Genomic DNA, 20,129 nt, shown 5'->3' with positions numbered 1-20,129 from the left:
GATGTCTGAAAATGCCGACGTCCCGGAGAGCGTCCATGGCGGCCAGAAAGAAGAAAGTTCTATGGATGGGCGCGGGCGTCGTCCTGCTGATCGTGATCGCGCTGGTCGGCATGCGCATGGCCCAGGGGCTGGATCAGTCGCCGCCGCCGATGACCACCGCCAAGGCTGCCCAGCTGCAGTCGCTGGAGGAACTGGCGGCCGCCCACGATAAATTTGCCGGGCCATTCAACCCACGCAAGGAACAGCCGACGCTGCGTGACAGCGGCCGCGGCGCGGTCGGACTGTTCATCAAGAACACCTTCTTTCGAATCGCCGGCGATATCGGCTTCGATACCGAGCAGCTGTCGGCGCTGCTGGTGCCCACCGATCCGCCGCGTCCGGTCACCCTGGACGACCCGACGTCTTTCGTGTTCCAGCCGCTGCACGGCTCGGTGATCATGCCGGCCTCGGCGCTCACGGCTCTGTTCAACCAGTATCTGACCGACTATCCCGACACCCAGATGCGCAACATCAAGGTGTCCACCCAGCCGAACCGTCTGGTCGTCGACGGCGAATCGTCCAAGATCCCCGGAGTGTGGCTACCCTTTCATATGGAAGGCAGCGTGCATGTGGAACAAGGGCACTTGTTCGTCTACGCGCCGGACAAGATCAAGGTCGCCAAGATCGAGGCGAAAGGCCTGCTCAGTGCGATCAATCTGCAGCTGTCGAAACTGCTCCAGATCGATACCCAGGGCGCCCAGCTCGAAGGCAATAACGTGGTGCTCGATCTCAACCATTCGCTGCCACCGCCGACCCAGGACGTGCATATCGCCCGCATGCGTATCGACGACGCCGGGGTGCATCTCGATTTCAGCAGTCAGTTCAATCCGGCGTTTCCCGATCCGATCGTCGAATCCGACAGCTACGTGCTGATTCAGGGCGGCGACATCAAGACCTTTCGAGCACTGATCACCGACGCGCGCATGCAGCTGATCGCCAGAGGCGGAGGCAAGCTCGATACATCGCTGTACAACTACCGCGCCCAGATCCTGGACGGTTTTTTCGACGCCACGCCGGCCGGCGAACTCGTGGCTTATCTCGGCCCCTACCAGCCCGCCGATTATCTGCCACCGGCCAAACCGGAGAACGGCGATGCATCCTGATTGCCCCGCCACCGCCCCGCATGCACACGGCCCCCGTCTTTCGGCACGTCTGATCGGCATGGCCCTGTGCCTGAGCATGAGCCTCGCGCTACCGGCCACCGCGCTGGCCCAGGGCCAGATGCGCGAAACCCTGGGCGCCGGCATGGATTCGGCCCAGCCCGGTGCCAGACACGACGCCGACGAAGACGACGAAAAGGAGGACGCATCGAGCGACTCGGCCTGGCCACAGGCCGCCGACGCCTCCGCCGATACCGATCCGGACGGTGAAAACATGAAGGCAGGTCAGGGGAGTCAGCCCGGGCCCGGCAATCAGCTCGATCCACAGGATCGCATCGTGCCATCGCTGCTACGCGAAAAGACCCGGCAGTACGACCAGCTCAGTAACATCTGGAACAAGCGCACAGTGCCATCGGGCCTGGCTGCAAACGCCGGCAAGGCCAGCGCCCGCGATTCCGGTATCAACTCGGTTGCGCTGTCCGCCGAGAACGTGAACTTCTATCTCGCCGACGGCGTCGGCTATCACGTCAAGCATCTCAAGGCCGCGTTGGTGCCGGTCAACAAAGGCGAACCGGTCGATTTCGACGACCCCGAGCAGTACCGGATTCATATTCTCTCCGGCGAGGTGCTGATCCGCCCGCAGGATCTGGACGCGCTGTTCAACAACTATATTCTGACCTACGAGCCGCGCGCCCTGGCCTCGGTGGAGAACCACACCCGCAAGGACACGCTGGAAGTGACCGTGGGTGCACGGCTGTTCAAGTTCATTCCGCCGGTGGGGGGTATTCCGACGACGCTGAGCGGGCCGGTCAAGGTCGGTAAAGACAACTGGCTTGTTTATACCCCGAGCACCGTCAAACAACTCGGGCTGCCGGTAAAACCTTTGCTCGACGCCGCCCAGATGTCGCTGTCGACGGTCACCCCGTTCGACCGGCCCGGCGTCAAGCTCGAAGGCGACCAGCTGCTGATGAATCCGGAAACCCTTTTCCCGCCGCCGCGACTGATCATCGACCGGATCAGCAAGGCCAGCCTCGACGACGACGGGCTCACCCTGACTTTCGCCAGCGACACCAGCGACGCCGGCTTCACCGACCCGCCGCACCCGGCCGACAGTTATATCTGGCTACAGTCGGGGGACGCGCGTTTCTTCTCGACGCTGCTGGTGAATGCGCACCTCGAGTTGCTCAGCGACAGCGATGCGCCGCTGGATTTTCATCTCTACCACTACCGCGCCCAGAGCGCGGCCGGCACGATTCGCTCCGATCGCGACGGCACCCTGATCGTACGCGTGCCCAACCAGTTCGAGCAGGATGACGACGCACCGAAACAGAACGCGGGCCTCACCCGGCGCAAACCTGGCTCATGAGGCCACGACGGTGCGACAGCGCAGACGGATGCGCGTGATGCCGGCGCACATTGCCACCGAATTTCCGGGCCGGAAATGATCCGCACAGCCGCGACCCTGCCGTACGATGACCTCGACAGCCCGCGCTCACCGGCAAGTTGCCACGCTTATGACGAATCGGTAATCTGCGCGTTTTGCTGGCCCGGCGTGGCCCGCCTGCTCTGGACGACTGCCTCATGACTCTGAATGCCGAGTTGACCAACACGCTGGGCCTCGAGGGCCTGGAATATCGTCATAATCTGACCAAAAATCAGTTATTTGACGAGGCACTCGCCAACGATCGAGGCCGCATCCGCGCCGATGGGCCGGACGACGAGCCCAAGGCCTACGCTACGGCGCTGGGTAACGAAGGCCCGCTGGTCTATTACTCGGACCCCAGTTGCACCGGCCGCCCGGTCCAGGACACCTTCGCCGTCGCCTGGCCCGAGATCGAAGACAAGGTCTGGTGGAAATCCGATTTCCAGAAGTTCGACCCCGATCATTTCGAGCCGCTGCTCGAACGCGTCGCGGCCCATCTCAACGAACGCGGCCAGCATCTGTATGTTCAGGATGTCTACTGCGGCTGGGATCCGGCCTATGCCGTGCCCTATCGCTTTGTAGGCGAATTCGCGACCCACGCGCTGTTCGCGACCAACATGTTCGTGGAACAGATCGAGGTCGACAATCCGGACGACAAACGCTGGACGCTGCTCAACGTGCCCAGCTTCCACTGCGACCCGGAACGCGACGGCACCAAGTCCCAGCGCGCGGTGATCGTCGATATCCGCAACCGCATCGGCCTGGTGCTGGGGCGCGCGGACTACTGTGGCGTGGTCAAGAAGACCATGTTCACGGTCATGAACTACCTGCTGCCCGAAATCGGCGAGCTGCCGATGCACTGCTCGGCCAATGTCGGCTCGCAGGGCGACGGCGCCATTCTGTTCGGCCTGTCCGGCACCGGCAAGACCACGCTCTCGGCCGACCCGGACCGTGAGCTGATCGGCGACGACGAGCACGCCTGGACCGCCGACGGCGTATCCAACTTCGAGGGCGGCTGCTACGCCAAGCTGATCGATCTGGACAAGGACGCCGAGCCGGTGATCGCCGCCGCGCTGTCCACCCCCGGCTGCGTGATCGAGAACGTCCCGCCGCTACCGGGCAAACCGATGAGCGAGACCGATCCCCAGGATCTGGATCTGACCGACGACTCGATCACCGAGAACACCCGTCTTTCCTACCCGCTGTCGGCCAATCCCAACGTTGCTGAAGGCGCGCGCGGACCGCATCCGGAAACCATCGTGCTGTTGACTGCGGATGCCTTCGGCGTGCTGCCGCCGGTATCGGTACTCGACGCCAAGGACGTGATGTATCACTTCGTGTCCGGCTTCACCGCCAAGCTGGCCGGCACCGAGGTCGGTGTGACCGAACCCAAGGCCGCGTTCTCGGCCTGTTTCGGGTCTCCCTTCATGGCCCAGAAGCCATCGGTGTATGCGGAAATCCTGGCGCGCAAGATGAAGACCCACAAGGCGCGCTGCATTCTGCTCAATACCGGCTGGTCCGGCGGCCCGCACGGCATTGGCAAACGGATATCCATCAAGCACACGCGCGCCCTGCTCAACGCCGCCCTGAACGGCGACCTGGACGCCGACAAGGTCGACTACGAAAACCATCCGGTATTCAACCTGGCCATGCCCACCGCCTGCCCGGGCGTGCCGAGCGAGATACTCAATCCGCGCAACACCTGGCACGACGCCAGCGCCTACGACAAGCAGGCCGAGAAACTGCGCGACATGTTCCGTGACAACTACAAGACCAAGAACTTCGACGCCCTCGGCATCGAAGCGGTGATGTAGCGCCAACGACGCAATACCAGCGTAACCGTTCGTTGACCAACGCACGGCACGCGACACGGGCAGCCGGCCCAGCCACTGCCCGTTTTTTATGCCCCCGACCCGCCTCTGGAACCGGATCACGCGCCACGTTCCCTCGGCATTACCACGCACGAGCGGCAAACGACGCCCATGAAAAAGCCGCCGACCCGATGGCCGGCGGCTTTTCAACTCATGGCAGCCGAAGAGCCGCGTCGCGTGCGATCAGTTGCTGCTGTCGCCCTCGTCGCTCTGACCCTGCATGGCGTCCTGGCCTTTGTCCTGACCCTCGTCTTCGGCCTGGCCGCTCTGCGAATCGGCCGAGGCGCCCTGGTCGTCCGCCTTGGCCTTGTCGCCCTTCTTGGCGACCTTGAGCAGTTCGACGTCGAAGATCAGCGTTTCATTCGGGCCGATCTGGGCGCCGGCACCGCGTTCGCCGTAGGCGAGGTCGGCCGGAATATAGAGCTCGTACTTGGCGCCCTGCTTCATCAGCTGCAGTGCTTCCGTCCAGCCGGGAATCACGGCATCGACGGGGAAGGTGACCGGTTCGCCACGCTTGCGCGAGCTGTCGAAGACGGTACCGTCGATCAGCTTGCCGGTGTAATGCACGGTCACGCTGTCCTTGGCGCCCGGCGTCGGGCCGTCGCCTTCCTCGAGGACCTTGTACTGCAGGCCACTGTCGGTGGTCTTGACGCCGTCCTTGTCCTTGTTATCGGCCAGGAACTTCTCGCCCTTCTGCTGATTGGTCTGGGCCTGCTTCTGCGCCTTTTCCTTCTGCGCGGCTTCCATGTCCTGCACGAAGCCCTGCATCACGCCATCGAGTTCGTCCTGCGTGAGCTTGGTATCGCCACCGTCGACAACATCACGTACGCCCTGGGTGAGCGAATCCATGTTGATATCGACCGGCAGCTCCTTGAGGGAATTGCCGATGTCCATGCCCAGCGCATAGCTGCGCTTTTCGGCGTCGCTGGCGAAGTCGCCGTTGTCGCCCGCGGCGTCCGCGGCGTCCGCCTTCGCGTCGCCGTTGTTGCTCTGACCGTTATCGGCCATCGCGCTGCTGTCGTCACCGTTCGCCGCCTGGGCATCCGCCGACGCATTGTCGTCGGACTGATTACCGCACGCACTCAGTGCGAACAGGCACGCCAGCAAAGCCATATATCTTTTCATTGAAATCATCCGTGTCCAATCTTGGAACCCGCAAGACTACGCGAAAGCCGATAGGAGAAAAAGCAGGGATTGAATCAGCGCAAAGCCTGTATTGATCGCCACTCGCGCCGGCCCTTGAGCGCCGAACGGCAAGGCACCGCATCGACGCCGGCGAGTGCTCGATCAGCGCTGTTGGCCATTGTCGTCGGTGACGGTCTCCGGATCGAGATAGGACTCGTCGTAGGGGTCGGTACGTGGATCGAGTTCCAGGATGGTCGGGCCGGTCTGCGAAGCCACGATACCCACGAATCGAACCTGCTGATCCACCGGCAGCGTCGGTGTGGTCGCGCAGCGCCAGAGCACGAGCAACGTATAGGCCGCGAACAACCCGCCCATGAACACGAACAGCCCCGCGGGGCCGAGCTGCTGCATGGTCAGCGCGCCTGCTACCGGGCCGATGCAGGTACCCAGGCCATAGGCCAGTAGCAGGCCCGCGCTCGCACCCACCGGGTCGCCCTCTTCCATATGGTCGTTGATCATCGACAGACTGACCGGATAGAGACAGCCTGCCAGGCCAAACAACGGCGCGGTCGCGGCATACAGTACCCAGACCTGGGTCGCGCCCAGCCATGCGGCCACGACCCCGGCGACGGTCGCCACCAGGCTGATCGCGGCGACCACCCATCGCCTGTCGAACATATCCGACAGGCGCCCCACCGGCCACTGCAGCGCCATGGTCGCGATCACCGCAAAGGTCATGTAATAAGACACGCCTTCCAGCGTCATGCCGTTCTCGCTGGCGTATACGGGCCCCAGCGACAGAAAACAGGACACGACCACGCCGCCCACAACACCACCGAACAGGCCCGACGGCGACAACGCGTAGAGCTGGGCGAAGCCCAGCCGCCCCGCCATGCTCATGACCGGCGCCTCGGACCGGGTCATGACCAGCGGGATGAGCGACAGCACGATCAGGATCGCCACCACGCTGTAGATTCGATAGTCGTCGGTAGCGCCCAGCGAGACCAGATACTGGCCCATGGCCGCGGCGAAGAAGAACACCACCTGATAGATGCCCAGCAGCGCGCCGCGGCTCGCGTTGGTCGCGCGCGCCGAGATCCAGCCTTCCAGCACCATGATCAGGCCGGCCGCGCAGAACCCCACGAGGCCGCGCAACACCGCCCACAGCCAGCCATCGATGAACATCGGGTGCAGCAGCGCTGCCGCACAGCCGATCGCCGCGAACGCGGCAAATGAACGTACCTGACCGATACGCCGAATCAGGCGCGTCGCGAACCGCGACCCGAGCACGAAACCGATCGAATGACAGACCAGCACCAGGCCGACCTGGGTCGAGGAAAAACCTTCGTGGGCCAGCTGTACCGCCAGCACCGTGGTCAGCAGCGCGGTACCTGCGATGAACAACGCCAGACTGGCGAACATCGCCGCCAGCGATACAACCACCTGCCCCATGCCGTGTCTTCCAGGCCGAACCGGAACCCATCCGGCGAAGGCGCGCATTGTAGCGACAAGCGCATTGGCGCGGAAGGCGGTGCCACGCGCAATATGGTCACTCGCGCCGTGAACGGCAGCGGACGATCCATACGCCCGCCACCGCCCCCTACTCGGCGATCAGCGCTGGCGATGCCCCAGACGCAGACGCAGGGCGTTCAGGCGAATGAAGCCGGCCGCGTCCTTCTGATCGTAGGCACCGCGATCGTCCTCGAAGGTCGCGATCGCCGCGTCGAACAGGCTATCCTGCTCAGACGAGCGGCCAACCACGCTCACGCTGCCCTTGTAGAGCTTGACCCGCACGGTGCCGTTGACGTGCGCCTGCGATTTGTCGATGGCCGCCTGCATCATCTCGCGCTCGGGCGCGAACCAGTAGCCGTTATAGATGAGCTTGGCGTAGCGCGGCATCAACTCGTCCTTCAGATGCGCCGCTTCCCGATCCAGGGTGATCGACTCGATCGCGCGATGGGCACGTAGCATGACCGTGCCGCCGGGTGTCTCATAGCAGCCACGCGATTTCATGCCCACATAGCGGTTCTCGACGATATCGATACGGCCAATGCCGTGGGCGCCGGCCAGCGTGTTGAGCTTCGCGAGCACCTGATAGGGCGACAGCTTCTCGCCGTCGATGGCCACGATATCGCCGCGCTCGAAGGTCAGGTCGATTTCCTGCGGCGCATCCGGCGCGTCCTCGGGCGACACGGTCCATTCCCACATGGAATCCTCGGCCGGGGTCCACGGATCTTCCAGCACGCCGCCTTCATAGGAGATATGCAGGGCATTGGCGTCGGTCGAATATGGCGAGCCACCGTCCGCCTTCTTGCGGATATCGATGCCGTTCTCTTCGGCATAAGCGAGCAGCTTTTCGCGCGAGTTCAGGTCCCACTCACGCCACGGCGCGATCACCTTGATGCCGGGCATCAGCGCATAGGCCGACAGTTCGAAGCGCACCTGATCGTTGCCCTTGCCGGTGGCGCCATGGGCGATGGCATCGGCTCCGGTCTCGCGGGCGATCTCGACCAGGCGCTTGGAGATCAGCGGGCGTGCGATCGAGGTACCGAGCAGATACTCGCCTTCGTAGATGGCGTTGGCGCGGAACATCGGGTAGACGAAATCACGCGCGAACTCCTCGCGCAGATCGTCGATGAAGACTTCTTTCACGCCCAGCGCTTCGGCCTTCGGTCGCACGGCGTCGAGTTCCTCGCCCTGGCCGATATCGGCGGTGAACGTCACCACCTCGCAGCCGTAGGTATCCTGCAGCCATTTGAGGATGACCGAGGTATCGAGGCCACCGGAGTAAGCCAGCACTACTTTCTTGACGTCGCTCATGATCTTCGTCGTATCCCTTGTCCCGTGTCGCGCGCGTGAAGGCGCGCGTGAATAATCACTGCCGGCGCATTATACGCACCGCCCCGCCGGCTCGCCCACGGCCATCGCCCGGTACGGTGATGCGAAGCCGGCATACAGACGTGCCCGGCGGGTAACCGGCATGGGGCACAGCCAACCCCTCGTGTAGCATGGGGCATCGCCTCGCCGCGCCCCGTATCGACGGGCCAACGCGGGCACGGGCCGAATCCGACCGTTATTCCAAGAGTTGCATCGCGCGCGATGACAAATATCCATGACAGATACTGATACCCCGCAAGATGCACCGGCCGCGCTCGCCAACCGTTTTCGCGGCTTCCTGCCGGTGGTGATCGACGTGGAGACCGGCGGCTTCAACAGCGCTACCGACGCGCTGCTGGAAATCGCGGCCGTGACCGTGGATTTCGACGACACCGGGGATCTCGAAATCCGCGAGTCGATCGCCTATCACGTGAAACCGTTCGAAGGCGCCAACATGGAACCGGCGTCGCTGGAGGTCAACGGTATCGATCCCCACCACCCGCTGCGCCCGGCGATATCCGAACATGACGCGCTGTCGCGCATCTTCAAGATGGTTCGTGCCACGGTGAAAGACACCGGCTGCAAGCGCGCCGTGCTGGTCGGCCACAACGCACATTTCGATCTGGGCTTTCTCAATGCGGCCATTGCCCGCACCGGCATCAAGCGCAGCCCGTTTCACCCGTTCTCCTGCTTCGATACCGCCACCCTGGGCGGCGTGGCTTTCGGCCAGACCGTGCTTCGGCGCGCGGCTACCGCCGCCGGCATGGACTGGGACAACGACGCCGCGCATTCGGCCCGTTACGACACCGAACAGACCGCACGCCTGTTCTGCACCATCGTCAATCGTTTCCGGCCGGTCTACGAAGCGGTACCGCCTGAACCACAGAGTTAGGATCAGGGCACGTAGCCGCCTGGCGCGACGCCGACGGTCATCCAGCGGTCACCGGAACGTCATCGTTTCTCAATTTGAGCCGCCTAGCCTGCGCATGACTCACCTTCACGAGAGGTCATGCCATGGCTGTCGCCGCACGTGTTGTTCAAGCCGCCTCACCCGGTCGGATACCGCAGGTGCGACTCGCACGATCCGCAGCCGATATCCGCGCCAGTCTGCGCCTGCGTCATCGTGTTTTCGTGGACGAAATGGGCGCCGATATCGCCTGCGCCGATGCGATCGAGACGGATGACTTCGATCGCCACTGTCAGCATCTGCTGGTGATCGACCCAGTCGACGGCGAGCTGCTCGCCAGCACCCGTCTGCTGGACTGCGATACCGCGCAGCGTATCGGTGGTTTCTATTCGGAATCCGAATTCGACATGGCGCCGATACGCCATCAGCCCGGCCGCACACTCGAAATCGGACGCACCTGTGTGGCACCGCAATCACGCCAGGGGGCGGTCATCGCCGCGCTGTGGTCCGGCATCGGCGCGTTCGTTCGCAGCGGCCGATTCGAGCACCTGATCGGCTGTGCCAGCATCGATGCGCGCGATGGCAGCGCACGCGCGCATTTCCTGTACGCGCAGTTGGTGCAGACACAGTTGTCGCCGGTCGACTGCCGGGTAACGCCGAAGCGCGAGCTGCCACCGGCAGATACCGCAAAAGACGCGCAAGCGCCCGTATTCTCGCGCCCGCCGTTGCTCAAGGCCTACCTGCGGCTGGGCGCAACGGTGGGCGGTGCGCCCTGCTGGGACCCCGAATTCCGGGTCGCGGACTTGTTCATGCATCTGCAAGTCGCTAACTTGTGCCCGCGATATGCACGACACTTCCTTCACCGCCCCCGCCCGGCCGCTCATCGGCCGCCTGTCACTGTGCGTTAAAGCCGCGCGCCTGATCGGCCTGGTTCTGCTCGGCCTGATTCTGCTGCCGATCGTACCGCTTATCGGCACCCGCTCCTGGAAGCTGGTGCGCTGGTGGCATGGGCGCATGCTCCGGGTGCTCAACGTCACCCTGGAAATGGACGGCGCGCCATTGACCGGGCCGGCGCTGATCGTGGCCAATCACAGTTCGTGGCTGGATATCGTCGTGCTCGGCCATGCCTTCAATGCCTCGTTCGTCTCCAAGGCGGAGATCGGCGGCTGGCCGCTGGTCGGCGCGTTCGCGCGCGCGGCCGGGACATTGTTTCTCACCCGCGGCGCCGGCAAAACCGGCGAAACCTCCGAACAGATCCGCTCGGTGCTCGACGCCGGCCGCTCGGTGCTGTTCTTCCCGGAAGGCACCACGACCACCGATCCGCAGCCGCGTCGTTTCCACGCCCGGCTGTTCGCGGCGGCCATTGACGGCGGCTATCCGGTCATGCCGGTCGCGTTGCGCTATTGCGACGACACCACACCGCCCGACATGCACCACGCACTGGTGCCCTGGGTCGACGAGGCGCCGATCTGGCCGCATTTTCGCGATCTGTTCCGGGTTCACAACATACGCGCGCAGATTCGTATCTGTGCCGCCATCGACCCGCGCGGCTATGACCGTCGCAGTCTGGCGGAGGCCAGCTATAACGCGATCAGCCACCGCCAGATGATGGCGGCAGCCAAAGCCCGTCTACGGCGCGACACGAACAAGCGCTGACGCAATCGAGATCGCTGGCGCTCGCTGACACAGGCCCGACCGATCGCGGCCGCCAAACGGCAGGCACAGGCTTCATCACCCCGAAAGATGGCGTCGTCGGAATCAGGTCCGCCGCGCGCGCCGATTACCGAAGTCCCGGGAAGACTCAGCTGTCCTGTGCCAGAAGAGGTTTGAGCGCGCCGTCGGCAGGCTGGTTGCGAGCCGCGTAGTAATCCTGTCCGTCGGTGCCGTCGTAGCGGCGCTCGTTGATGAAACGCTTGATCACCGCCGCGCTTTCGTTGGCCCGCACCAGCAGAAACAGATGCCCGCCGCCACGCACGATATGCAGATAGGATTTGGGAATCAGCCAGTAGAGCAGACGAATATTGACCAACGGCATGACCGGATCATCGTCGCCGCCCATGATCAGCGTGGGACACCGCAGACGATAGAGCCGATGCACGCTGGTCCAGCCCACGCCCGCGAGCAATTGATTGACATAGCCGCGAGTCGATAAGCCGGCGGGATGGCGGCTCTGACGCTCGAGCAGGTCGGGACGCCGACGCATCAGCCCGCCGTAGAGCGCAGGCGCCAGATGCGCCAGGGTTTCATTCTTCTGATAACGGCGCGCCGTGGTCAGGCGCTTGAACACGTTGGAACGCGCGGGCAGCGCCAGCATCCCGGTCGAGGTCGCGGCCAGCACCAGCCGATTGGTACGCTCGGGAAAATCCAGGGCGAATTGCTGGGCCAGTGCCCCACCCCAGGAAACGCCGGCGACGTTCAACGGCTCGTCGTAGCCCAGACGGTCGAGCAGCTTCGCCGCCAACCGGGCCAGTGATCGAAAACGCCGCGGCAGTGCAAGCGCCGGCGACTCGCCCGCGCCCGGCATATCGAAGACGATGACTTCCACATCGTCGAGCGCGTTGATCAGGGGCAGCGTCATGTCCAGATTGGCGCCGATACCGTTGAACAGCAACATCGGCCGGCCGCGGCCACGTCGGGTCCCTACCCGCAGGCTGACGCCGTCCACGTCGACGAACTCGACGTGCATCTTGGTGCGCCGACGCAAGACACTCAGATTCGGCGGCACGGACCGCCGCGGCGCGCGTTTCTCCGCTGGCTCTGCGCTCACAGTACTCCCTCGAATCGTTCTCCCCGCCCGAGTATGCCGCAAAGCCAAAAACGCCGCTCTACTACTTTTGCCGCAACGCACCAACCCCATGGATACAGAGCATTAACACGCATCCTTAAAGCGTATTGTCCTGATCCGCGTCGGTGATCGCGACGCGCGCGTCGAGAAACGATTCCAGGACACGCACCACTTCGTCGGTCCGCTCCAGCACGAACCAGTGACCGCCGCCACGGATGATGGCCAGACGTGCCAGCGGCAGCAGCAGGGCCAGCACCCGCGCATTGACCATCGGCACGATATTGTCGTCATCGCCCGCCATGACCAGCGTCGGCACGTTCAGACGATGCAGCCACGGCAGACTGCTGTAGCCGGTCAACGCGTACAGCTGGCCGGCGTGACCGCGCCGCGTCGGTCGGATGGCACGACTCAAGCCGTTGGCGATAGCGTTGCATTCGTCATTGCGGCGCCCGCCGAACAGGATCCGCGCGTCCTGGGCGCTGGGGGCGGCGCGCACCAGTCCGCCCGAACGCGCCAGCCGCCACAGACTCGCCAGGCGACCGGGAAACATCAGCTGACCGCTGGAGGTCGCGGTGAGTACGAGACGGCGCACCCGATCACGATGGTCGCGTGCGAACTGCTGTGCCAGCAGCCCGCCCCAGCCAATGCCCATCACATCCACGCGCCGGGGCATGGACAACGCCTCGAGCAAGCTGGCCAGCAGACGCGACAGCGCGGGCATCCGCCGCATCGCGGCAGCGTCGGCGGAGCCGCCGATGCCGGGCAGATCGAAGCACAATGTGGGGCGTGCGAGCGCCACCACGAAATCGTCCAGCACATCGAGATTGGCGGCGAAATCGTTGCAGATGACCAGCGGTGTGCCCGGCCCGGGCGATACCGATACCCGCAGCGATTCGCCGTCGATGTCGACGGTCTCGAACACGCGTGTCTCAACGTTGCCGGACATAACGCCCCGGGGCGGCCTCGATCGGTTCATAGTCTTCATTGCCGTATACCGTCGGTGCCGGACGCTCATCGCCGCCGTGGCTCTGGCACCAGCGCACCCAGGCGGGCCACCACGAACCGCGCTGCTCGCGTGCGGCACGCCGCCAGGCCGCGGGGTCCAGCGAGTAGTCGTCGTTGACATAGAAACGCGCACCGTTATCCACGCCGGGATCGGGGCTGTCCTCTTCCGGGGGGCAAAGTATCGACTGCACATGCCCGGCCGAACCGAGCACGAAGCGCATGTTGGAACGAAACATCTGCATCGACCGATAACAGGCCTGCCAGGGCGTGATGTGGTCGCGCGCGCCCGCGACCACGAATACATCGTGTGCTATCGCGGCGATATCGATCGGGGTGCCGTCGATCTGCAGCCCGCCGCCGTGCCGCAATCGGTTGTGCCGGTAGATGCCGAGCAGATCGGCATGCAGGGCCGCCGGCAGACGCGTGGTGTCACTGTTCCAGTACAGCACGTCGAAGGCCGGCGGCTCGCGCCCGAGTACGTAGTTGTTGGTCACGAAGTGCCAGATGAGTTCGTTCGGGCGCAGCCAGGCGAAGGTGCGGGCCATGTCGGCGCCGTCGAGCACGCCGGCGAGACGCGAGCGTGCGAGCGCCGCCGCCACCGCGGTGTCGTCAGCGACCCGCGCAAGGCGCTTGGCGCGCGGTGAATCCAGCATGGTGACCAGCATCGAAAGACAGGCCACCTTGTCGCCCTCACCGTGCGCGACCAGGTAGGCGAGCGTGACCGCGGCGGTCAGGCCGCCGGCACAGGCGCCCAACAGCTTGACCGGAACCTCGCCGTTGATCTCGCGCACGACGTCGAGCGCCTTGCAGGTGGCGTGGACGTAGGTCGCCAGATCCCAGTCGCGCTTGCTCGCGGTGGGGTTGCGCCAGGAGATCGTGAACACCTGCTGACCGGCATCCAGCGCGTGGCGCACGAAACTCTTTTCGGACGACAGGTCGAGCACGTAGTACTTGTTGATCTGGGGCGGACACAGCAGCACCGGCTGCGAGTCGACCGTGGCCGTGCGCGGACTGTACTGAATCAGTTCGAAGACTTCGGTTCGAAAGACCACCGCCCCTTCGGTCGCCGCGATATTGCGTCCGATCTTGAAAGCCGAGCGATCGACCTGCTGCGGCAGACCGCGGTTGCTGCGCAGGTCCGTGAGCAGATGGCGTATCCCGGAAACGATCGAGCCGCCGTGTGTTCTTGCCGCCTGCTCGTAGAAACCCGGGTGGGTGAAAAACAGGTTGCTGGGCGCGCCGGCGGCCACCAGATGCTCGGCCACAAACAGCAGACGACGTCGCTGGTCGGCGCCGATGCGCAATGAGTGCACCAGTTCCAGCAAGGCACTGGACCAGGCCAGATAACCCTGCAACACCCGCCGGAATGCGGGGTTGTCCTGCCAGGCGGGGTCGGTGAAGCGGCGATCGTCCGGGGCCGCGCGCAGCGTCGAGCGGCCGATGGCGATACGGCCCAGTTCAAGGCTGAGCGCGGCCTGCGCCCTGGCCAGGGTCAGCGGATGCGACGCCAGCACGGTGAGCAATTCGCGCCCCGACACCAGCGCTTCGCCCCAGCGCGATCCCACGAAGGCATAGGCGCCGGTGAGATCGCGCAGCGAGCGCGGCGAAGCGGGGTCCGATACGTCCGGGGCCGGCGTTGCGATTGCGCTCATGGGGTGGGTCGGATCGTGGTATGAATTGTCATGGACTCACTATACCGGCGTTATCGACCGGTTTTTGCGCACTGCCGCACGCCAAGGCGTGCCACGATGGTTACAATGCCGCCAGAGGGTTTACAAGCGCAAATCACATCAGGCTTCGGCGATTCGAACACGGCTGCGGTCGTATTCGAGCGCGCATGCGGCGCGCCGATCTGTCCGCCGCCCCCCGGCCGGGGGCGGCGCATCCGTTCAGCGGGGGCGAACGGTACGGCATGGATTGACCAGGGAGATTAAATGCTCAACCGGATAAGCAATCGCTTCGATGCCGCCATCTGGCAACGCGATCTCGACACGATTCGGCGCCCCAGGCGTTGGGGCATCATCGCCGTGCGGCTCGGGCAGGTGCTATTTCGTGATATCCAGAGCGGCGAGATCACCATGCGCGCCATGGGGCTGGTCTACACCACCCTGCTGTCGCTGGTGCCGCTGCTGGCGCTGGCGTTCTCCATGCTCAAGGCTTTCGGCGTCAACAACGCCCTGCGGCCGGTACTGCACCGCTTTCTGGCACCGCTGGGGGCACAGGCCGACGAGATCATCGACAAGGTGGTCGGCTTCGTGGAGAACGTGCAGGTCGGTCTGCTCGGGGCCATCGGCGTTGTGCTGCTGATGTATTCGGTCATTTCGCTGATCCAGAAGGTCGAAAACGGCTGCAACTACATCTGGCAGGTGCGCAAGCCGCGCTCGCTGGGACGGCGCTTCACCGAATACCTGAGCGTGCTGATCGTCGGCCCGATCGTGATCCTGGCCGCCACCAGCATGACCGCGTCGCTGAGCAACAACACCGTCGTGGGATACCTGAGCACGATCGAGCCGTTCGGCGCCTCGCTGTACCTGATCGGCCGCTTGGTGCCCTATGTGCTCTACAGCATCGGTTTCACCTTCCTGTTCGCCTTCATGCCGAACACCAAGGTCAATATCCTGCCGGCCATCGGCGGCGGGGTCTTCGCCGGCGTTCTCTGGCAGACCGCCAGCCTCGGCTTTGCCGTGTTCGCCTCCAATGCCGGTAATGTCAACGCGGTATATTCGAGCTTCGCCATCCTCATCCTGCTGCTGATCTGGCTGTACGTGTCCTGGCTGATCATGCTCACCGGCTGCCGGGTCGCGTTTCTGCTTCAGCACGGCGAGCAGCTCACTCGCGCGCCTTATCCACCGCGCCTGGGCGCATATCAGCGCGAGGAGATCGCACTGCTCATGATGAGCCTGATCGGCTACAACTTCATGCAGGGCAATACGCCGTGGCAGGTGGCACGCCTGGCACGCTACATCGGCGCCGCCCCCGATCATGTCTACGACATCGTCGACCAGTTGGTCGAGGCCAATATCCTGATCGAGAGCGGTGACACCACGGTTACCCTGCTGCCGCGTCAGGACATCGAATGCCTCAAGGTCAATGACATACTAGACGCAGTACGGCGGGGCGATCCGACGTCCGCGCCGAACACGCGCGACGACGCGCCGCACCGGGAAGTCATGGCGTGGATCGCACGCAAGGAAAAGGCACGGCACGACACGTTCGGGGACTTGTCGCTGCGCGGGCTCGTATCGGCCAGCATGCGTGAAAAAGAACGGGCCGGCGCGGGGCCGTTCCAGGCAACCGGGTGATGAAAATCGTATAGCCGCTATTCAGGGTGAATGGTTCAAAGGGGGCGACAGATGCACAAGAACTGGTTCGAAAATTATCCGATCGGCGTACGCCATACCATCGATACCGCGGCGTTCGAGTCGGTCGCGTCGATCATCGAGGACAGCTGCGCCGATCATGCACAGCGCACGGCCTACTCCAGCATGGATACGGCGCTGACGTTCGCCGACGTCGAGCAGCATTCGAAAGCGTTTGCCGCCTATCTGCAGCAGTCACTGCAGATGCGTCGCGGCGAACGTCTGGCGATCATGATGCCGAACTGTCTTCAGTACGTGATCGCACTGTTCGGCGCTCTGCGGGCCGGGCTCGTGGTGGTCAACATCAACCCGCTTTATACCGCGCGTGAGCTCGAGCATCAGCTTGTCGACGCCGACGTCAAGACGCTCCTGGTGATGGAGAACTTCGCCGCGACCCTGGAGAAGATCTACGACAGCGTGCCGGTGGAGACAGTGATCACGACCCAGCTGGGCGACATGCTGTCGCTGCCCAGGCGTCTGCTCACCAATTTCGTGGTCAAGAAGGTCAAGAAACTGGTGCCCGACTGGAATCTGCCGGGGGCGCTGGATTTCCCCAGCGCGCTGGCCGAGGGCCGGAGACTGACCTTCGAGCCGGTGAAAATCGGCCCCGACGATCTTGCCTTCCTGCAATACACCGGCGGCACCACCGGCCCCGCCAAGGGCGCGATGCTGTCGCACGGCAACGTGGTGGCCAACGTGCTGCAATGCCAGGAATGGTTCAAGCCGGAGATGAGCGATACCGGCGAACTCGTGATCACGGCACTGCCGATGTATCACATCTTCGCGCTGACGGTGAACACGCTGGTCTATTTTTCGGTGGGCGCCCACAACGTATTGATCACCAATCCCCGCGACATGCCCGGCTTCGTGAAAACCCTGGGCAAATATCCATTTTCGGCGATTACCGGCGTCAACACGCTCTACAACGGCCTACTCAACACGCCCGGCTTCGCGGAACTGGATTTTTCCCAGCTCAAGTTCTCGATGTCGGGCGGCATGGCGACCCAGCAGGCCGTCGCGGAGCGCTGGTTCGAGGTCACCGGCCATCCGATCATCGAGGGCTACGGCTTGTCGGAGACCGCGCCCGTGGTCAGCTGCAACCCGCTCAACAGCCGCATGTTCAATCATTCGATCGGCATGCCGGTGCCCTCGACCGAGGTGGATATTCGCAACGACGACGGCGACAGCCTGGCGATCGGCGAACCCGGCGAACTGTGCGTGCGCGGCCCGCAGGTGACGAGCGGCTACTGGCGCCAGGACAAGGTCAACGTCGAGGCATTCACCGAGGACGGCTTCTTTCGCACCGGCGATATTGCGCGTCAGGACGAGTCCGGCCTGTTCTATATCGTCGATCGCAAGAAGGACATGATCCTCGTATCGGGCTTCAACGTGTACCCGAACGAGATCGAGGATGTCGTGGCGGGACATGAAGGCGTGCTGGAAGCCGCGGCCGTCGGCGTGCCGGACGAGAAATCGGGCGAAGCGGTGAAGCTGTTCGTGGTCAAGAAAGACAGCGAACTGAAACTCGACGAGGTGCGCCGCTACTGCCGCGACCATCTCACCGGTTACAAGGTACCCAAGCATTACGAATTCATCGCCGAGGTGCCCAAGTCCAATGTTGGCAAGATCCTGCGCAAGGAACTGCGTTGATCGAACGCTAAAAACCGGGAACATGCCGGGATATGGCCCGTCGTTGCCGGGATGCCCCGACTGATATACTCAACGCAAATGATGCCGGCATCGATGCTATGCCGGTCATATGGTTACAAGAGGAGCGATCGTGAACAAAACCTGGCTGGATCACTACCCCGAGGGCGTCGCCAAAGAGATCGATGTCGATCCCAAGCGCACGATCGTCGATATTTTCGACGACAGTATTCGTAGTTTCGGCAAGAATCCCGCGTTCAGCAACATGGACTGCGAACTCAGCTACGACATGCTGGACGCGCAGAGCCGGGATTTCGCCGCCTACCTGCAGAATGATCTGGGCTTTGCCAAGGGCGATCGCGTCGCCATCATGATGCCCAATCTGTTGCAGTACCCGATCGCGCTGTTCGGTATCCTGCGTGCCGGCATGGTGGTGGTGAACGTCAACCCGCTCTATACCGCGCGCGAACTCGAGCATCAGCTCTCCGATGCCGGCGTACGCGGGATCGTGATCGTGGAAAACTTCGCCGCTACGCTCGAGCAGGTGATCGACAAGGTCGCCCTGGAAGCCGTCATCACCACCCAGATCGGCGATCGCCTGCCGCTGCTCAAACGCACGCTCGTGAATACCGTGGTCAAGCACGTCAAGCGCATGGTGCCGGACTTCAAGCTGCCCGGCGCCGTTCGTTTCAACGATGTCCTGAGCAAGGGCGCGAAGCAACAGCTCAAGCCGGTGGATCTGTCCGGCGACGATATCGCTTTCCTGCAGTACACCGGCGGCACCACCGGGCTGGCCAAGGGGGCGATGCTGCTGCATCGCAATCTGGTCGCCAATATCGCCCAGGCCAGTACCTGGCTGGAACCGTGGACCGAGCGTGGCAAGGAGCTGATCATCACGCCCCTGCCGCTTTATCACGTGTTTGCGCTGACAGCGAACTGCATGGTGTTCATGCAACTGGGCGGCAAGAACGTGCTGATCACGAACCCGCGCGATATTCCGGCACTGGTCAAGGAATTCGACAAGCACAAACCCACGGCCTTCACCGGCGTGAATACGCTGTTCAACGCCATGGTCAACGACGAGAATTTCAGCAAGCTGGATTTCTCTCGCCTCAAGTTGACCCTGGGCGGCGGCGCCGCTGTCCAGAAAGCGGTGGCGGAGAAATGGAAGAAAGCGACCGGCGTACCGCTGATCGAGGCCTATGGCCTGACCGAAACTTCGCCCGCCGCCTGTATCAACCCGCTGTCGTTGCAGGACTATAACGGTTCCATCGGCCTGCCGATTCCGTCGACGGATGTCTCGATTCGTGACGACGAAGGCAACGAATTGCCTGCCGGAGAAGCCGGCGAACTGTGCGTGCACGGCCCGCAGGTGATGGCCGGCTACTGGAACAAGCCCGAGGAGAACGAAAAGACCTTCTTCGAGGGGCACTGGCTGCGTACCGGCGACGTCGCCAAGATGGACGACAAGGGTTTCTTCCATATCGTCGATCGCAAGAAGGACATGATTCTGGTGTCCGGCTTCAACGTCTATCCCAACGAGATCGAGGACGTGGTCGCCGAGCATCCCAAGGTTCTGGAAGCGGCCTGCGTGGGCGTGGACGACGAAAAATCGGGCGAAGTGGTCAAGATATTCGTGGTCAAGAAGGACAACAGCCTCACCGAAAAAGAACTCATCGAGTTCTGTCGCACGCAGTTGACCGGCTACAAGGTGCCCAAGGAGGTGGCCTTCATCGACGAACTGCCGAAATCGAACGTCGGCAAGATCCTGCGCAAGGATCTGCGCGACAAATAAAACGACGCCAGGCCAGCCCGGGGCCGCCCGCGCTCTGCGCCGGCGGCCTTTTTCATGCCCGTAATACCAGCAACGGACTAGGGCGTGTTGCCGTTTGGCGCGGCCCCGCGTTGCACCCCAAAATCGGGCCAGACAAGGCGCGGGGTGCCGACCCTAGTCATTCTAGGGTCAAACCGCGCAACGCCGTATGGACCGA

The 20,129-nt window shown here is 63.5% G+C and carries 15 protein-coding genes; 9 read left to right on the top strand and 6 right to left on the bottom strand.

What is annotated here, in order from left to right:
* Positions 1–35: 35 nt before the first annotated feature.
* The 3 genes from ACFOSU_RS02550 (at position 36) to ACFOSU_RS02540 (ending at position 4,376) form a co-directional block, all read left to right on the top strand.
* Positions 36–1,142, top strand: a complete 1,107-nt coding sequence (locus ACFOSU_RS02550) for a hypothetical protein (protein ID WP_380686149.1) — start codon at positions 36–38, stop codon at positions 1,140–1,142.
* Positions 1,132–2,505, top strand: a complete 1,374-nt coding sequence (locus ACFOSU_RS02545) for a hypothetical protein (protein WP_380686147.1) — start codon at positions 1,132–1,134, stop codon at positions 2,503–2,505. Before ACFOSU_RS02550 ends, ACFOSU_RS02545 begins: the two co-directional genes overlap by 11 nt.
* Before the next feature lie 215 nt (positions 2,506–2,720).
* The gene (locus ACFOSU_RS02540; RefSeq protein WP_380686145.1) at positions 2,721–4,376 is read left to right on the top strand and encodes a phosphoenolpyruvate carboxykinase (ATP); all 1,656 of its coding nucleotides are present in this window, start codon (positions 2,721–2,723) and stop codon (positions 4,374–4,376) included.
* Positions 4,377–4,616: 240 nt separating this feature from the next.
* Here the strand turns inward: ACFOSU_RS02540 and ACFOSU_RS02535 are convergent, their stop codons facing one another.
* The 3 genes from ACFOSU_RS02535 to ACFOSU_RS02525 all read right to left on the bottom strand — a co-directional run bounded on the left by ACFOSU_RS02535 (position 4,617) and on the right by ACFOSU_RS02525 (position 8,378).
* The gene (locus ACFOSU_RS02535; RefSeq protein ID WP_380686144.1) at positions 4,617–5,558 is read right to left on the bottom strand and encodes an FKBP-type peptidyl-prolyl cis-trans isomerase; all 942 of its coding nucleotides are present in this window, start codon (positions 5,556–5,558) and stop codon (positions 4,617–4,619) included.
* A gap of 162 nt (positions 5,559–5,720) precedes the next feature.
* Positions 5,721–7,010, bottom strand: a complete 1,290-nt coding sequence (locus ACFOSU_RS02530; protein ID WP_380686141.1) for an MFS transporter — start codon at positions 7,008–7,010, stop codon at positions 5,721–5,723.
* 159 nt (positions 7,011–7,169) lie between these two features.
* Complete coding sequence (locus tag ACFOSU_RS02525) at positions 7,170–8,378, bottom strand: argininosuccinate synthase (protein ID WP_380686139.1); 1,209 nt, start codon at positions 8,376–8,378, stop codon at positions 7,170–7,172.
* A 292-nt stretch (positions 8,379–8,670) separates the two neighbouring features.
* On the opposite strand from ACFOSU_RS02525, the gene rnt reads away from it, so the two are divergent.
* The 3 genes from rnt to ACFOSU_RS02510 all read left to right on the top strand — a co-directional run bounded on the left by rnt (position 8,671) and on the right by ACFOSU_RS02510 (position 10,998).
* Complete coding sequence (gene rnt / locus ACFOSU_RS02520; RefSeq protein WP_380686137.1) at positions 8,671–9,327, top strand: ribonuclease T; 657 nt, start codon at positions 8,671–8,673, stop codon at positions 9,325–9,327.
* 176 nt (positions 9,328–9,503) lie between these two features.
* Positions 9,504–10,250 carry a GNAT family N-acetyltransferase gene (locus ACFOSU_RS02515; RefSeq protein ID WP_380686135.1) on the top strand — a complete coding sequence of 249 codons (747 nt, stop codon included), beginning with the start codon at positions 9,504–9,506 and terminating at the stop codon, positions 10,248–10,250.
* On the top strand, positions 10,186–10,998 hold the full coding sequence (locus tag ACFOSU_RS02510; RefSeq protein WP_380686133.1) for a lysophospholipid acyltransferase family protein: 813 nt from the start codon (positions 10,186–10,188) through the stop codon (positions 10,996–10,998). Before ACFOSU_RS02515 ends, ACFOSU_RS02510 begins: the two co-directional genes overlap by 65 nt.
* 145 nt (positions 10,999–11,143) lie before the next feature.
* On the opposite strand, the gene phaZ is transcribed toward ACFOSU_RS02510, so the two are convergent.
* From phaZ to ACFOSU_RS02495, 3 genes are all read right to left on the bottom strand, one after another.
* Positions 11,144–12,109: a poly(3-hydroxyalkanoate) depolymerase gene (phaZ, locus tag ACFOSU_RS02505; RefSeq protein WP_380686131.1), complete on the bottom strand. Its 966-nt coding sequence runs from the start codon at positions 12,107–12,109 to the stop codon at positions 11,144–11,146.
* A 115-nt stretch (positions 12,110–12,224) separates the two neighbouring features.
* Positions 12,225–13,073 (bottom strand): alpha/beta fold hydrolase, encoded by an 849-nt coding sequence (locus ACFOSU_RS02500; RefSeq protein ID WP_380686129.1) that lies wholly within the window; start codon positions 13,071–13,073, stop codon positions 12,225–12,227.
* Positions 13,057–14,784, bottom strand: a complete 1,728-nt coding sequence (locus ACFOSU_RS02495) for a PHA/PHB synthase family protein (RefSeq protein ID WP_380686127.1) — start codon at positions 14,782–14,784, stop codon at positions 13,057–13,059. Before ACFOSU_RS02495 ends, ACFOSU_RS02500 begins: the two co-directional genes overlap by 17 nt.
* Positions 14,785–15,066: 282 nt before the next feature.
* Between ACFOSU_RS02495 and ACFOSU_RS02490 the strand changes: the two genes are divergently transcribed.
* From ACFOSU_RS02490 to ACFOSU_RS02480, 3 genes are all read left to right on the top strand, one after another.
* The gene (locus tag ACFOSU_RS02490; RefSeq protein WP_380686125.1) at positions 15,067–16,434 is read left to right on the top strand and encodes a YihY/virulence factor BrkB family protein; all 1,368 of its coding nucleotides are present in this window, start codon (positions 15,067–15,069) and stop codon (positions 16,432–16,434) included.
* Between the two features lie 51 nt (positions 16,435–16,485).
* Positions 16,486–18,141 carry an AMP-binding protein gene (locus tag ACFOSU_RS02485; RefSeq protein ID WP_380686123.1) on the top strand — a complete coding sequence of 552 codons (1,656 nt, stop codon included), beginning with the start codon at positions 16,486–16,488 and terminating at the stop codon, positions 18,139–18,141.
* A gap of 130 nt (positions 18,142–18,271) precedes the next feature.
* The gene (locus tag ACFOSU_RS02480; protein WP_380686121.1) at positions 18,272–19,933 is read left to right on the top strand and encodes an AMP-binding protein; all 1,662 of its coding nucleotides are present in this window, start codon (positions 18,272–18,274) and stop codon (positions 19,931–19,933) included.
* The last annotated feature ends 196 nt before the right edge of the window (positions 19,934–20,129 follow it).

Source organism: Salinisphaera aquimarina (genome assembly GCF_042643355.1).
GTDB classification, from domain to species: Bacteria; Pseudomonadota; Gammaproteobacteria; order Nevskiales; family Salinisphaeraceae; genus Salinisphaera; species Salinisphaera aquimarina.
This window is presented reverse-complemented; position numbering and strand designations above follow the sequence as displayed.